The sequence below is a fragment of the Rhodococcus sp. P-2 genome, assembly GCF_016598535.1.
GTDB classification, from domain to species: Bacteria; Actinomycetota; Actinomycetes; order Mycobacteriales; family Mycobacteriaceae; genus Rhodococcus_F; species Rhodococcus_F baikonurensis.
Genome location: NZ_CP066779.1, coordinates 5566468 through 5579736 on the forward strand (window position 1 = coordinate 5566468; position 13269 = coordinate 5579736).

Below are 13269 nucleotides of genomic sequence, written 5' to 3' on the forward strand. Positions count from 1 at the left end.
GACCGGACTCTCGATGGGAGGGCTCGGCTCGATGGATCCAGGAGAATTTGGTTATGGCTCAGGGCAGTGTCAAGTGGTTCAACGGTGAAAAGGGCTTCGGATTCATCGAGCAGGAAGGTGGCGGACCGGATGTGTTCGTTCACTACTCGGAGATCCAGGGCAGCGGCTACAAGTCCCTCGACGAGGGCCAGAAGGTCGAGTTCGAGATCGGACAGGGCCAGAAGGGCCCCCAGGCTCAGAACGTTCGCGCCATCTGAGTTCGATCCCAGTCTGACTTCAGACTGAAAAGGCTGGACGCTGCACCGCATGGTGCCGGCATCCAGCCTTTTCTTGGTTTCCGAGTCTTCCTGGTCTACCTGGCCTTCTTGGACTCTGAGTCTGGTACCGGCTAGGTCGCTCGCGCTCGCTTCTTCTTGTGTGAGCTGTCGCAGAACGGCGCGATACCGGTTCGTCCGCATCGACACAAAGCAACTGTGGAGCGCTTGTTCTCGATCGGAGTGCCGTCGTCACGGAGCAACTCGAAGTCACCACGCACCAGCAGCGGGCCGTCCGAGCAGGCGGTTATGGTGGTCTTGTTACCGGGAACACTCGGTGTTTCGGCAGATGACGATTCGGGAAACGCGGTCATATGTCCTCTTCACTTCTCGATTCGGCCACTGGCGTGCCCACTTCCATGCCTGTTCCACAGGCGCGCGGCCCACTGAGCGCCACTCTTGTTTCCATTCTGCGCTCCTCGGCCGATCCGAGGGAGCTTACGGCTGCCACCGACGCCTACGAGGATGCACGGTCCATCGACCCCACCTACGACATTCTTCGAGACGACGACGCTCAGTTGACCCTGACGCTCCTCTACGAGCTTCATTTGCAGGGAATCGAGAACGTCTCGGACGAGTGGGAGTGGAATCCGGATCTGCTCGCCGTGCGCTCTCGGCTCGAAGCGCGCTTCGAGTCCGGCATCGCGGAACTTGTGGGAGAGGTTCCGTCCTCCGGCGACGTGGTGGCCGACCTGTGGGCGATGACCGCTCCCAGCGCCGGCCCCGGTCTTGCGTCCTTCATGGCGAAGGACGCCACGGTCGATCAGTTCGCGGAGGTGCTGATTCACCGTTCGCTCAATCAGCTCCGTGAAGCGGATGTGCACACCCTCGGAATTTCGCGGCTCTCCGGTGCCGTCAAGGCGGCACTCGTCGAAGTGCAGAGCGACGAGTACGGAGGCGGCCGCGCCGAGCGTATGCATTCGCGTCTTTTTGCCGACACCATGCGGGCTGTCGGTCTGTCGGACCGCTACGGCCATTACATCGATGCTGTTCCCGCGGTCACCTTGGCGTCGTTGAATGCTCTCTCGCTCTTCGGTTTTCATCGTCGACATCTCGGAACGCTGGTCGGGCACCTGTGCGCCGTCGAGACCACGTCGGCGCTGCCGAGCAAGCGCTACAGTGCCGGACTGCGCCGACTCGGATTCGGTTCGGACGCGACACTGTTCTACGACGAGCACGTGGAAGCAGATTCGGTTCACGAACAGATCGCCGTTCGCGAACTTGCCGGCGGTCTTGCTTCTTCGCAGCCGCACCGCACTGATGACATCTTGTTCGGCGCCGCAGCGTGCCTCGCGTTCGACGACCTTCTCGGCGATCACCTCACATCGAGCTGGGAGAAGGGCGAGACTTCGTTGCGCGAATGATCACGAGTTGTTCGATTTCCTGACCTGTGGTGATCAGCCCTCGCGCCTCCAGCATGGTGCGCCGCTCGCGCATCACGGGCCCGAAGGGAATGTACTTCCGGGCCGAAATCTCCACGGCCATACCGTGTTCCTCGAGTATGGCCTCGGTCTTGTCGACCCCACACAGTACCGACTGCAGGAGAAGAAGTGTGCCGCCGGGGACGAGCACTTCGTGAACCGTGGCCGCGATCCTGTCGATCAGGGCACGACCGTCCTTGCCTGCGTCCCAAGCCCGTTCGATTCCAGCGGTAGGGAGATCATCTGCAAGCGCAGGGACGTACGGCGGGTTGGAGATCACCAGATCGAAGAGTTCCCCGTGCACCGCGCCGGTGAGGTCCCCACGACGGGAGTCGATCAAGGTTCCGTTGAGGATCCCGTTGAGACGAGCGTTGGCACACGCTCGGCGAGATATGTCGACCGCGACGACGTGACCTGCGCCGGCCGCGGATGCCGCGACGGCAAGGGCGCCGGTCCCCGTGCACAGATCCAGCACCCGACTGCGAGCGGTGAGGTGCTCGAACAGCAGCGCATCCGCCAGTAACGACGTGTCGTGTTGCGGTGGATACACACCAGGTAGACGCAGGATCATCATCGGCTCCTCTTTTTCAGGCGACATCGCACATCGCTGCGTGCGGCTACCCAGGAACCTCGGATTTCATGCAACATCGAAGCATCAACCGCCTGGAACGGTTACATCGTCGCAGTTTGCGGAGTAGACCTGAGTCATGACAGGCAATGCGGACACTCCACAGGGAGCCGCGGCGTTTGCTTCCGCAGCAGATTCGCTCGACACTCTCGCCGAAGCGATCGCCGGACTCCGGTCCACTCTGAACACGGACGAGCATCTCGACTCCATGCTCCAACGTCTGGCCGAGACTGCTGTCAAAGCCCTGCCGGATGCCGATGCTGTCAGCGTGACGGTGCTGTCCGCCGATGGCCCACGAACTGCCGCATCCACCGCGGACTACCTTTCCGAAATAGACGACGCCCAGCACTCTGCCGATCGTGGTCCGTGCGTTGACGCCGCGCGCACTGTGTCGTCGGTACGGGCAAAGGTGGGTGATCACGAGGACACATGGCCGGAATTCACCGCCGAGGCCCGCAAACAAGGCGTCCGGTCCTACTTGTCCGTGCCGATCACCATGGGAGAAGGCAGCACCGAACTACTCGGCGCTTTCAACGTCTACGGATTCGCGTCGACAGAGTTCAAGCCCTTCGACGAGGAGTTGATGAAATTGTTCACCGCCGGTGCGGGCGCAGCGATCGCAGATTCACGACGCTGGCGTCAGGCGCACGAACACATCGAACAACTGCACTGCGCCATGGAATCTCGGGCCGAGATCGAACAGGCCAAGGGCGTCCTGATCGCCGTCCACGGTATCGACGCCGACGAAGCATTCAGCCGTCTCGTGCAGCAATCGCAGCACACCAACGTGAAACTGCACGAGGTTGCCCGGATGCTCGTCGATTCGGTGCGCCACCGCCGGTTCTGAAAGAACGCCGGTGACAAAACCCCGTTTTGTACCCCGAAGGTGCAGTTCCCAAACGCATCCAGAGATGTTTCACCGAAACAGTTTTCGACCTGCGTAACTGCTGGCGGTCGCGCGGCGGCACTCGTCCGAAATGTGGTTATCTGTTGAGAACCGGGACGAAAGAAGACCCGACCGTACCAGGGTGAGGAAAGGATCGTCACTGTGCCAATCGACCAGGTTCTTGTCGTAGTTCCCGCCCACAACGAAGCCGAAGACCTTCCCAACTGCCTTCGCGCACTCGCAACAGCGGCATCGGCTTGCGTTGTCCCCGTCCGACTTGTTGCCGTCCTCGACAACTGTTCGGACGGAACCGCGGGGGTCGTCCCCGACGGAGTGGAAGTACTGCGCGTCGAGCATCAGAACGTCGGACGTTCGCGAGCGACGGGCTTCTCCGCGTTCGGCTCAGATTTGGGCGCCTCAGCGTGGTTCACCACCACCGATGCCGATTCGGTGGTCGGCCCTACGTGGATTGCGCGCCAATTGGAATATGCGCGTACAGCGGATGTCGTCGCGGGAACCGTGCGCATCGCCGACTGGGAAGGTCATCCACACTCCGTCCGCGAACGATACGAACGTATGTATCACGAGCATCCGTACGGTCGACACGGTCACGTCCACGGTGCCAACCTCGGTGTCCGCGCCGACATGTACTGGAGCGTCGGAGGATTCTCCGATCTCGAAGAAGACGAGGACGTCGATCTCGTCCGGCGGTTGAGCGAAGCTGGTGCCTGTATCGCATGGGCCGAAGACATTGCGGTCACCACGTCTGCACGTCTCGACGGCCGAACTCCGGGCGGTTTTGCCGGACATATCCGTAACCTGGGTGGTACGACCGCCGATAACGAAGAAGCGGAGCTGGCACGATGAAACGACTACACACACTCCTGGACGCAGGTGGACTGTACTTGCCGTTGCCCGGCGGCGGCGCGACGGCCGCACGATGGACTTCCCTGGCAGAACTCACTCGAGAGAACGTGGTCCTCGGCCGAATGGCTGAGGCCCACACCGATGCAGTCGCGATACTCACCGAACTCGACGGACCCGATCCCGAACCGGGTCAGCTGTGGGGAGTGTGGGCAGCCGAGCCACCCGAACCAGTGGTGAATGCATCTGAGCACGTGGGAATCTGGACGCTCACCGGTCGCAAGTTGTGGTGTTCGGGCGCCAACACCTGCACGCATGCACTGATCACCGCGTTGGTCGACGGTGTCCCCTCGCTCTTCGCGGTCGAGCTCGGGCTACCTGGGGTACATCCCGTTCCCGATTCGTGGAAGGCCGTTGGCATGGCCGAAAGCGACTCCAGCGCAGTCGATTTCGACATGGTTCCGGCAATACCGGTCGGGACGGCAGGCGACTACCTGAGCCGGCCGGGGTTCTGGCACGGCGCGATAGGAGTGGCCGCATGCTGGTACGGCGGTGCCTGCGGCGTCGCAGATCCGTTGTACGACAAGGCCGCAAGCAGCGAGGATCCCTATGTACTCGCGCACCTCGGTGCGGTCGACGCGGCGTTGGCCGCGGCCCGCAACGCGCTCGCAGTCGCGGCGGCGGAGATCGACGCCGACCCTTTCGACGAAAATGCCGAGGCCATGCAACGGGCACTGCGTGTGCGGGCAATCGTCGAGCGCGCCGCCACCGAGACCCTGGATCGGGTGGGACGCGCTCTCGGGGCTGCGCCGCTCTGCATGGACGCCGAGCATGCCGCCCGCGTCGCCGACCTCACCGTCTACTTGCGGCAGAGCCACGCCGAGAAGGATCTCGCAGAACTGGGCCGGATTGCGGCCAAGGGGAAACGGCCGTGGTGAACTCGAAACTGTTCGCGCAGAAGCCCGTCGACGACGGTGGCACCCCCGAATCGACGTGGCGGGAGTGGGGACGCAGGTTTCCGGAACTGGACCTGAGCGGGTGCTCGCGATTGATCGTCGTCGCACCTCATCCTGACGACGAAATCCTCGGCCTGGGTGGAACCGCACTCCTGGCAACACTTTCCGGAATCAATGTCCACGTGGTGTCCGTCACCGACGGCGGCGCTTCACATCCCGACTCACCGACGGTGACTCAGCCCGAGATGGAACAACTTCGACGGTCCGAGTCGGATCGAGCGGCGCGTGTGCTCGGGATTCCCGCGCCGGTTCGATTGAGCATCCCGGACGGGAAGATCGGCGAGAACCGGCGAGAGTTGACCGACCGCCTCAGATCGATTCTCGGTGATTCCTCGGCCGATACCTGGTGCGCCTCGACGTGGCGAGGGGACGGCCACCCGGATCATGAAGCCACCGGTGACGCTGCGGCAAGGGCGTGCGCGGATACCGGAGCACGATTGATCGAGTACCCCATCTGGGCGTGGCATTGGGCCGCGCCGGATCATGCGGCAGTCCCGTGGGACAGAGCAAGAAGAGTGACCTTGCCCTCCGACGTGCAGGCTGCAAAATCTGCTGCCACCAATGAGTTCACTTCACAGATCGCCCCGCTTTCCGATCACCCCGCGGATGCGCCCATCCTCCCCCGACACGCGATGGAACGACTACTGCGACCGTACGAGACGGTGTTCGTATGAGCGATCGTGAACTGCCCGTGGATTACTTCGCCAAGATGTATGCCGCACAGTCCGACCCATGGGATTTCGAATCCCGCTGGTACGAGCAGCGAAAGTACGCGCTCAGTGTCGCCATGCTCCCGAAACCTCGATACCGCCGCGCGTTCGAACCTGGGTGCTCGATCGGGGTTCTCACCGAGAAGTTGGCCGAGCGCTGCGACAGCGTTCTCGCCACCGACATCGTCCCCGTCGCACTGGAGAATGCTCGCGCGCGGCTTTCCGGTCGTGACGCCGAATTTCGTCTCTGGGCTTTGGGTGACGACTGGCCCGACGAGACCTTCGACCTCGTCGTCGTCAGCGAGGTCGGCTACTACCTCACCTTCGAAAAGCTCACCGAGGCAATGCTGCACGTCGTCGAGCACCTCGAGCCTGGCGGAACGCTGCTGTGCGCCCATTGGCGTCACGTCGTACCGGAGTATCCGCAAAACGGTGACGCCGTTCATTCGGCTGTGCGCCAGACGCCGGGGTTGGCGCAGTTCGCGTCGTACCAGGACGAGGACGTGCTGATCGATGTCTTCGTGAAAGGTCCACCGTCACCACCATCGGTAGCTCGTTCCGAAGGTTTGATCTAGAACCCCTGTGCGCGGTTGAGGAGTGTGGGGACTCCTCAACCGCGCACGGGGTCAGTCTCGCTTCTCCAACGCGAGGTCCGTATCCGAGTGCAGTTCACCGACTTCGGACTTCAGGATCCGCATCGACCGGCCGAGGCCGCGGGCCGCGTCGGGCAGCTTCTTCGAACCGAACAGCACCACGAGCACTACTGCGACGATCGCCCAGTGGGTCGGGCTCAGCGCGCCCATCAGGCGGGTTCCTTGCCCTCGGGGTACACCGCATCGACCTCTACCTCGACGAGCCAACCGGCAACCGGCAGTCCGGCAACCTCGAGCGCGAAGCGGGTGGGGCGGGCGCTGTTGCGCTCGATCGGAGCGATCGGCTCGGCAGTGCCCATCGGAACCAGCTCCGTATCACCGGTGTCGAGATTGGTATTGGCGAAGAACTGGCGGTACGCGCGATTCCATCCTGTGTAGTCGGCCTTGTCCGACCCCGGCGCGTTGTCCAGGAAGACGCGCATCGTCACGACGTCTTCGAGACTCAATCCCTGGGCTTCGAGGTTGTCGCGGATCTTCTTGAGTACGTTGATGCCCTGCGCCTCGGTGACGGTGACCCCGGCAGGCAGAACTCCACCGGAGAACTGGCCGTCGATGTACGACTCCGGCGAACCTTCCGGCGCCGCCTTGTTTCCTGCCGACGGGCCGATGCCGCTGGTCTTGTAGATCGCGGTGTCGCCGCCGATCGCGACACCCTGAGCGATCATCGGGTTGGCCTGCCCCGCTTCGAGAATCGATTTGGAGACGAACGAACTCGATGTGGTCTCGGCGTCCGCCTCGTCAGACGAGCAGGCAGTGGCGAACCCCAGTAGCGCGGTGGCGGCGAATGCCGCTGCAAGGACCTTGGTGCTGCGAGATTTCATGATGTGACCTCCAGAAATGTGATGGAAAATGAAGCACGTCAGGCAGTTTGCGCAACGCGCTGATGCAGATGGGTAACGACGTCCTGCGCGGACGTGAAGGCCCCGTGCTGCCAGGCGATGGCATTGGAGAGGTGATCGCCGGCGAAGTAGATCCGGTCGACGGGTTCGAGCAGCTTGGTGTACTCGGGAGTTGCCATGCCGCCGTGGGAATCTCCCGCGCCGGCCCACGACGCCCAGGCGGATTCCGAATACTTGGTACGACGCCAGCTTCCGGAGAAGGACGACGAGATGTCGCGAGTGTATTTGTCGCCGTGGATCTCTGCGCCTTCGGCGATGGCCTTGGCCAGGCGCTGACGGTGCGTGAGCGATTCGAAAGCCTGTTGACGCTTACCCGAGCTGTAATACGCGACGACGACGCCACGGTCGGAGTTGTAGTGGTCGTAGGGGAACATGATCTGGGAGATGTCGCGGTCGGTGTTGGACGCGCCGCCGTAGATGCGGTCCTCGGTCTCCCACCACCGACGCGAGTATTCGATACCGAGCTTGCCCGACGACGACGGCTTGGCTGCATCCAACGCGAGCAAGATGTCGGAGGGCAGGTTGTTGTTCAGCCGCTTGATCAGGTGCGGTGGGATCGTGCAGATCGCGTAGTCGGCGGTGATCGACTTGGTCTTGCCGTCGACGACGTAGTCGACGCTGACGCCTTCCGGCACGTTCTTCATGCCGCTGACCTCGGCGCCGAACTCGATGTTGTCCATGCCGATCGCGTCCTGGAACTTGTAGTAGATCCGGTCCATGCCGCCGACGGGGGTCATCATCGTCATGGCCTGGTCGTAACCGAACTCGAAGGAGAACGCACGCCCGATGCCGCCCTGGATGACATCGCTCATCCCGAAGGGTTCGATCTCGGTTCCGAAGTTGAGGCCGGCGCCCGGCTCCGCGGAGTGCCCTCGACGCGAGGATCCGACGTAGCGGCCGTCGCTGGAGAGATCACCGAAGTCGGTGAGGAAAGACGAGAGTGCTTCCTTGTCTTCCTTGCTCAAGACCTGGTCGAGAGCGCCCTGATTTGTAGCCTTCTGCAGCAGCTCGGACATGTATCCGTAGGTGTCGGCCTTGGCTGCTCGGTAGGTGATCGACTGATTCGCGAGCGGCTTGTTGCCGGTGTAGTTGACGAAGGTGTTCGCATTCTGGTTTCCGAACATCTGCAGTTCGACACCCAGCTCGCGGCAGTAGTCGATGGTGTTGTGATTTTGCGGAATACGCGTCGCACCGAGGTTGTAGAAGTGCCCCTCGGAGAACGTACAGGTCTGTGTCTCACCGTTCAGATCGGTTTCTTCGGTGCCGTTGCGGATCGACCACACCCGACCACCCGGCCGGTTACGCGCTTCGAGGACAGTGACCTTGTATCCGGCCTTCTGCAGTTCGTAGGCGGAGCACAGACCGGACGGTCCGCCGCCGAGGATCACGACGGAGTGATTTCCCTTGACCTTCCCGATCAGGTCACCGGCAGCTGGCGCCTGGAATCGCCTCGGCGTCGACGCCACCGCCGGCGCCAGGCCGATGGACGACATAGCACCGAGTGCCAGGCCGGCGCCGCCGGTGATTCCCAGACTGCGCATGAAAGATCTACGTGTGTATGGCATTCGAGCTCCCCAGTGTGCTCCCGGTGACCCGGGTGGTTGGTGTTGAACACAGACTTCAGGAGCGTTGGGTCCGGAACTTGACGCACAGGAAACAGTCAGTGGGGACCGAGTGAGAAACCTGCGAGCATCCGCATCGGGCTCTCTCACCCGAGTGCGATCAGCGGAAGCATGTCCGCAATATCCGCGTTACAGAACCGGACTAGCGTGACGCGACATGTCCGCTCTCACCGAAGCCATCGCGCGGTCCTTCACCACGCGCGAGAAGCAGCCCCCGGCGCGATCGCCGCTGCGCGCGTTGGGCCGTCGGCAACTCTCCGGCGCGGAGGTGCTGGCCCAGTCGGTGGCAACCACTGCTCCCGCGGTGTCGATGGTCGTTCTGCCCGTCACCATGCTGACACACGGCCGATTGTTGAGCGGGATGATCACCATCATCGCGGCCACCGTGCTGGTGACGCTCATAGCGTTCTGCGTTTCACAGTTCACGCGCCGAATGGCAGCATCAGGTGGGCTGCACAGCTTCGTCTTTCGTGGACTGGGCACCCGGGCAGCATTGACCACCGGCATCGCCATGTTGGTCAAATACGTCGGAAGCGCGGTGATGACGCTCTACCACGGAGGACAGGCCGCAATCGCATTGCTCGGCTTCGCGGGTGTGCACGTGGACAAGACTTTTCACGTCATCGCGCTCTATCTGGGGATAGCCCTGCTGATTCTCGGTGCCCTCGTTCGGGGTGTCAGATTTGCCGCTCTCGCGATCCTCGTCGTCGAAAGCTGTTCACTGCTGTTCATAGTCGGGCTCATGGTCCTGGGCGGTTCCGGAAGCCAACAGGCACAGATCGTTCCGCCCAGCTCCGGCCACGGATTACTGCTCACCGCCCTGGCTGCCGTGTTCGCTCTCGCCGGATTCGAGAGCGCGGCCTTCTTCGGCCCCGAAGCTCGTCGTCCGCTGGTAACCGTCACCCGCACAGTTCTTCTCACCCCGATCATCTGTGGATCGCTCTTCATCTTCGCGGGCTGGGCCGCTTGGTCCGGACGCAGTGACACTCTGGTCAACGCCTATCTTCACGGAACGGCGACAGGTGTGAGCCCCGCCGTCGTGATCGCGCTCAACGTCGGTCTGGGGTGCTCGTGGCTGGCGTCGTCGATGGCGTCGTCCAATGCTGCGTCACGCCTGGTCTATTCGTTCGGCGTCGAGCGGCTACTCCCCCGCCGGTTCGCCTCGGTTCACCGTGCCTTCCGCACGCCGTACTTTGCCTTGACCGCCGTCGTCTGCACAGTCCTGGTAGGCGGTGGAACTTTTGCCGTTCTCGGACGCGGAGAGATTTTCGACGATGTCCGGCTGACGGTTCGCGGCGCCGTCATCGTGGCGTATGCACTGGTGGCGATCGCATCCGTGGTCTTCCTGACACGGATCGGTGAGCACACTCCCGGCGTTCTCGCGGCCGCGTCGTGTGGAAGTGGCGCCGGCGCGATAGTCCTCGGATACCTGGTTTACGCCAACACGATCGACCACGCGTACGTTGCACCGATTGCCGTACTCGTGATCCTGACCTCGGGCACACTCTGGCAGTTCTACCTGCGACGCCGAAGCCCCAAAAGTCTGCTGCACGTCGGAGCTTTCGACAGCCCCGAAACCGAGGACGTACTACCCGGAGCTGGGGTGTTCGCCACCGACGCAGCCGGAAACATCGTGCTGGTGGGCGAGCCGACTGCCGGCGCCCGCTGATGGTGGGCCGACCCCGCGATCTCGGTGGGCACGAACCCCGAGCCGTTCAGCGCGCCCTTGCCCTGCTCGAGTCGGCAGCCAGGCTCGGATCGGGAGCCACCGCCAAAGACATTGCAGCCCTGGCCGACATCCCACCTGCCACCGCGTATCGGTTGCTCAACATCCTTGTCGCCGACGGCTACCTGGTTCGGATCGCCGACCTCTCCGGCTTCGCGCTGGGCCGACGCACCCGCGAATTGGCCGGGGCTGCCGCCGAACCCACACCCGTCGACAACTCGGTGCTCCTCGAAGAACTCCGCGAACAGCTGAGGTTCGGCGTCTATCTCGCGTCGTTTGCAGAGAACAGAATTCGACTTGTGGATCGCGATCCCGACCACGAGCTCAGCGGTGAACGAACACTGGTCACAGCCGTTCACGCATCAGCTATCGGGAAGCTGCTCCTCGCCAGCCGACCCGAATTGGCCGAGACCCCATTGCGAAAGGTCACCGCACACACCATCACCGACGGCGACGCGTTGGAACTCGAACTCTCGCGGATCCGGCGCGGTGAGCCCGCCCGTGAGGTCGACGAGATTCGTGTCGGACGCTCTGCCGTCGCCGTCCCGATCCACGACGCGGAAAGGTGTGTCGTCGGTGCCTTGGCTGCGATAGGTCCGACCGGCAGACTTTCCGTGAACGACGCAGACCTGGTGGCGCTCTTGCGGGAGTACGCGGAACGCATCGTTGCTCCGACGATGTCGAAAGCAAGCTGAAATCACAGGCCGAAAACGCGTTTGGCAAAGCCGAGATGCTCGTCGGCCCAGCCGATGACGCCCAGAGTGGAGTCGAGATTCTGCGGCGGCGTGCGTACCAAGGTGTCGCGTCGGACGAGTCGGCCGAAATCGACCTGCGCTCGGTCGAACTGGACCCCGGCTGTGACCATGATGTTCGCCAGCTCGTGCGCCATCACCCCGTACGCGACTGTTGTGGGATGAACACCGTCGAGCGAGAAGAGGCCGCCCGAAGCGCGGCCACCGCGACCGTCTGCGGAGAGGAACAGTGAGTCCGGCACGGGTTGCAGATCGGTCAGTGCCTTGGGGAGGGGGTACGGCGTCCACCATGACGGCCGCGCATTGACATCGGTGACGTAGCGCCGTGAAGCCACGCGCTCGAGCAACCCGGCAATATCGCAGAGGTACCAGTCCTTCCCCACCCGACGGGCATTCGCCACGGCTTGCTCGATTCCGTCGTTGTACATGTCGATTGCGGTATCGACGGCCCACGCCTGCGCGCCGGTGATGTGTTGATCGCGCTGAGGGTCGAAGTCGGTGTCGCGCACCCATGGTCGCGCGTAATACGGGAAATATCGTGATCCGATTTCGATCTTGCCGCCGAGCCCGTGGGCGATCGGCGCGATGGTCACATGCGGGACCGTGCAAAGAATGACGTGCTGGGCGTTGATCTTGCGGATCGCGGCCAGCACCTCGGTGTACTCCGACGCGAAGTGCTCCGGCTGCCACACCGTGTAATCGCGCTTACCATCCGGGTCGCGGAAGTTGTTGCCACTCCACTCGACCCGAAGTTCGGTGACGGTGCGGAGCGCATTGTTGGCACCGAGGAAGACGATCAGAGTTTCGATGCCTTCCTTGCCCAGCTCCGCTGCTGCGTCGAACGCCGTCATGCGCTTCTCTGCCTCGGAGCCTCGCGGCAGAACTCTCAGTGCGGCACGCTCGCCGTTGTTCTCGACGATCTGGCTGATCAGGTCGTCGTGTGGTTGGTGAAGGGCCGCTTCACACCCCTGCGCGGTCTTGGTCAGAGCATCACGAAGGTCCCACCCGTACACCGAAAGATTGTGATTGACGGCAGAGAAAGTCGGCGCCTCGCTGCCCGGTCCGCGTTCCCAGTAGTCCTCCACCTGGTCCATGAACCCACGTGCAGCAAAGAGCGCGAGCGGAACCTCCCAGAGGTCGAGCCGCGGTCCGAAGCGCTCTTCGAGGGTGCGGAGCAGCAGTTCGATGTTGAGTGGGAGCCCGCCCGGGCCGCCGTATCGGGGAAAGCGGAACTGATCGAGCCAGCCCAACTGGTGAGCAATGATCGACGGGTACGACAGCTCGGTATTGAAGACCGCCCCGCTCTGAAATCCCTGCGACAGCGAATCGCCGATGACCACCAACCTGTGGGGAGCATCGCCCCCAGGCGGAATAACCGGAATACCCAGGGTGGGATCGAACTGCGGAATCCTGGGTCCCCCGGCGGCTGCGGCCACGACGTCGTCGGGAGTATCGGATGGAAGTTCCACGCCCACTCACCTCCGGAAAAGTCCAGCTGGTCAGCTGATCAGTGGTGGCTTACGCCGATCGGCATTGTCCTGATCCGATTGCTTCTCTATGGACCTGACAACCTCGTCGGCCCACTGTTGATTTCGGCCGTCGAATTCTGCGCGGTCCCGGCGCGCGATACCGCGTCCGACCAGGATGGCAATCGGAATGGAACACACGACCCATACGAGTAGTACGCCTCCGACAATCCACCACATACTCAGTAATTGTGCCCGATTCGCCGACCGTTGTGCTCCAGGTCGAAACTTCTGTCCGAATCGTGGCGTTCA

16 protein-coding genes are annotated in these 13269 nt (G+C 62.8%); 9 read left to right on the forward strand and 7 right to left on the reverse strand.

Translation table 11 applies throughout. From position 1 onward, the window contains the following. The first annotated feature begins 53 nt into the window (after positions 1-53). Complete coding sequence (locus tag I7X09_RS25910) at positions 54-257, forward strand: cold-shock protein (RefSeq protein ID WP_003943666.1); 204 nt, start codon at positions 54-56, stop codon at positions 255-257. Positions 258-388: 131 nt separating this feature from the next. Here I7X09_RS25910 and I7X09_RS25915 read toward each other — a convergent pair whose 3' ends face one another. Then, positions 389-628 (reverse strand): CDGSH iron-sulfur domain-containing protein, encoded by a 240-nt coding sequence (locus I7X09_RS25915; protein WP_166812229.1) that lies wholly within the window; start codon positions 626-628, stop codon positions 389-391. Here I7X09_RS25915 and I7X09_RS25920 point away from each other — a divergent pair, their 5' ends adjacent. Beyond that, on the forward strand, positions 629-1678 hold the full coding sequence (locus tag I7X09_RS25920; protein WP_095971896.1) for an iron-containing redox enzyme family protein: 1050 nt from the start codon (positions 629-631) through the stop codon (positions 1676-1678). On the opposite strand, the gene I7X09_RS25925 is transcribed toward I7X09_RS25920, so the two are convergent. Next, complete coding sequence (locus I7X09_RS25925) at positions 1635-2333, reverse strand: HemK2/MTQ2 family protein methyltransferase (RefSeq protein ID WP_200314352.1); 699 nt, start codon at positions 2331-2333, stop codon at positions 1635-1637. The genes I7X09_RS25920 and I7X09_RS25925 overlap by 44 nt on opposite strands. Positions 2334-2442: 109 nt before the next feature. On the opposite strand from I7X09_RS25925, the gene I7X09_RS25930 reads away from it, so the two are divergent. The 5 genes from I7X09_RS25930 to I7X09_RS25950 all read left to right on the forward strand — a co-directional run bounded on the left by I7X09_RS25930 (position 2443) and on the right by I7X09_RS25950 (position 6414). Beyond that, the gene (locus I7X09_RS25930; RefSeq protein ID WP_124567385.1) at positions 2443-3210 is read left to right on the forward strand and encodes a GAF and ANTAR domain-containing protein; all 768 of its coding nucleotides are present in this window, start codon (positions 2443-2445) and stop codon (positions 3208-3210) included. A gap of 201 nt (positions 3211-3411) precedes the next feature. Beyond that, positions 3412-4116: a glycosyltransferase gene (locus tag I7X09_RS25935; protein ID WP_124567386.1), complete on the forward strand. Its 705-nt coding sequence runs from the start codon at positions 3412-3414 to the stop codon at positions 4114-4116. Further along, a complete protein-coding gene (locus I7X09_RS25940; protein ID WP_200314354.1) occupies positions 4113-5051 on the forward strand; it encodes an acyl-CoA dehydrogenase in 939 nt (312 codons plus the stop codon). Before I7X09_RS25935 ends, I7X09_RS25940 begins: the two co-directional genes overlap by 4 nt. Beyond that, on the forward strand, positions 5045-5803 hold the full coding sequence (locus I7X09_RS25945; RefSeq protein WP_200314356.1) for a PIG-L deacetylase family protein: 759 nt from the start codon (positions 5045-5047) through the stop codon (positions 5801-5803). Before I7X09_RS25940 ends, I7X09_RS25945 begins: the two co-directional genes overlap by 7 nt. After that, positions 5800-6414, forward strand: coding sequence for a class I SAM-dependent DNA methyltransferase (locus I7X09_RS25950; protein ID WP_200314358.1), 615 nt, complete (start codon positions 5800-5802; stop codon positions 6412-6414). Before I7X09_RS25945 ends, I7X09_RS25950 begins: the two co-directional genes overlap by 4 nt. Positions 6415-6465: 51 nt before the next feature. Here the strand turns inward: I7X09_RS25950 and tatA are convergent, their stop codons facing one another. From tatA to I7X09_RS25965, 3 genes are read right to left on the reverse strand one after another with little or no spacing between them, the layout of a single operon-like run. Next, positions 6466-6642 carry a Sec-independent protein translocase subunit TatA gene (gene tatA, locus I7X09_RS25955; RefSeq protein ID WP_050655684.1) on the reverse strand — a complete coding sequence of 59 codons (177 nt, stop codon included), beginning with the start codon at positions 6640-6642 and terminating at the stop codon, positions 6466-6468. Next, positions 6642-7313 carry a Rid family hydrolase gene (locus tag I7X09_RS25960; RefSeq protein ID WP_166812239.1) on the reverse strand — a complete coding sequence of 224 codons (672 nt, stop codon included), beginning with the start codon at positions 7311-7313 and terminating at the stop codon, positions 6642-6644. The genes tatA and I7X09_RS25960 overlap by 1 nt, the downstream gene beginning before the upstream one ends. Before the next feature lie 38 nt (positions 7314-7351). After that, positions 7352-8932 carry a flavin monoamine oxidase family protein gene (locus I7X09_RS25965; RefSeq protein WP_200318085.1) on the reverse strand — a complete coding sequence of 527 codons (1581 nt, stop codon included), beginning with the start codon at positions 8930-8932 and terminating at the stop codon, positions 7352-7354. A 238-nt stretch (positions 8933-9170) separates the two neighbouring features. On the opposite strand from I7X09_RS25965, the gene I7X09_RS25970 reads away from it, so the two are divergent. After that, a complete protein-coding gene (locus I7X09_RS25970) occupies positions 9171-10682 on the forward strand; it encodes an APC family permease (RefSeq protein ID WP_200314359.1) in 1512 nt (503 codons plus the stop codon). Next, complete coding sequence (locus I7X09_RS25975) at positions 10682-11434, forward strand: IclR family transcriptional regulator (RefSeq protein ID WP_200314361.1); 753 nt, start codon at positions 10682-10684, stop codon at positions 11432-11434. The genes I7X09_RS25970 and I7X09_RS25975 overlap by 1 nt, the downstream gene beginning before the upstream one ends. Before the next feature lie 2 nt (positions 11435-11436). Here I7X09_RS25975 and I7X09_RS25980 read toward each other — a convergent pair whose 3' ends face one another. Next, positions 11437-12960, reverse strand: a complete 1524-nt coding sequence (locus I7X09_RS25980; RefSeq protein ID WP_200314363.1) for a hypothetical protein — start codon at positions 12958-12960, stop codon at positions 11437-11439. A 30-nt stretch (positions 12961-12990) separates the two neighbouring features. Next, positions 12991-13197: a hypothetical protein gene (locus I7X09_RS25985; RefSeq protein WP_019747486.1), complete on the reverse strand. Its 207-nt coding sequence runs from the start codon at positions 13195-13197 to the stop codon at positions 12991-12993. Positions 13198-13269: the final 72 nt, after the last annotated feature.

What these genes read in the sequence shown, in the direction of transcription:
- I7X09_RS25940 (WP_200314354.1), top strand. Translation starts at nt 4,113, where the DNA reads ATGAAACGACTACACACACTCCTGGACGCAGGTGGACTGTACTTGCCG.
- I7X09_RS25950 (WP_200314358.1), top strand. Translation starts at nt 5,800, where the DNA reads ATGAGCGATCGTGAACTGCCCGTGGATTACTTCGCCAAGATGTATGCC.
- I7X09_RS25975 (WP_200314361.1), top strand. Translation starts at nt 10,682, where the DNA reads ATGGTGGGCCGACCCCGCGATCTCGGTGGGCACGAACCCCGAGCCGTT.
- I7X09_RS25960 (WP_166812239.1), bottom strand. Translation starts at nt 7,313, where the DNA reads ATGAAATCTCGCAGCACCAAGGTCCTTGCAGCGGCATTCGCCGCCACC.
- I7X09_RS25970 (WP_200314359.1), top strand. Translation starts at nt 9,171, where the DNA reads ATGTCCGCTCTCACCGAAGCCATCGCGCGGTCCTTCACCACGCGCGAG.
- I7X09_RS25910 (WP_003943666.1), top strand. Translation starts at nt 54, where the DNA reads ATGGCTCAGGGCAGTGTCAAGTGGTTCAACGGTGAAAAGGGCTTCGGA.
- tatA (WP_050655684.1), bottom strand. Translation starts at nt 6,642, where the DNA reads ATGGGCGCGCTGAGCCCGACCCACTGGGCGATCGTCGCAGTAGTGCTC.
- I7X09_RS25915 (WP_166812229.1), bottom strand. Translation starts at nt 628, where the DNA reads ATGACCGCGTTTCCCGAATCGTCATCTGCCGAAACACCGAGTGTTCCC.
- I7X09_RS25920 (WP_095971896.1), top strand. Translation starts at nt 629, where the DNA reads ATGTCCTCTTCACTTCTCGATTCGGCCACTGGCGTGCCCACTTCCATG.
- I7X09_RS25925 (WP_200314352.1), bottom strand. Translation starts at nt 2,333, where the DNA reads ATGTCGCCTGAAAAAGAGGAGCCGATGATGATCCTGCGTCTACCTGGT.
- I7X09_RS25985 (WP_019747486.1), bottom strand. Translation starts at nt 13,197, where the DNA reads ATGTGGTGGATTGTCGGAGGCGTACTACTCGTATGGGTCGTGTGTTCC.
- I7X09_RS25965 (WP_200318085.1), bottom strand. Translation starts at nt 8,932, where the DNA reads ATGCGCAGTCTGGGAATCACCGGCGGCGCCGGCCTGGCACTCGGTGCT.
- I7X09_RS25930 (WP_124567385.1), top strand. Translation starts at nt 2,443, where the DNA reads ATGACAGGCAATGCGGACACTCCACAGGGAGCCGCGGCGTTTGCTTCC.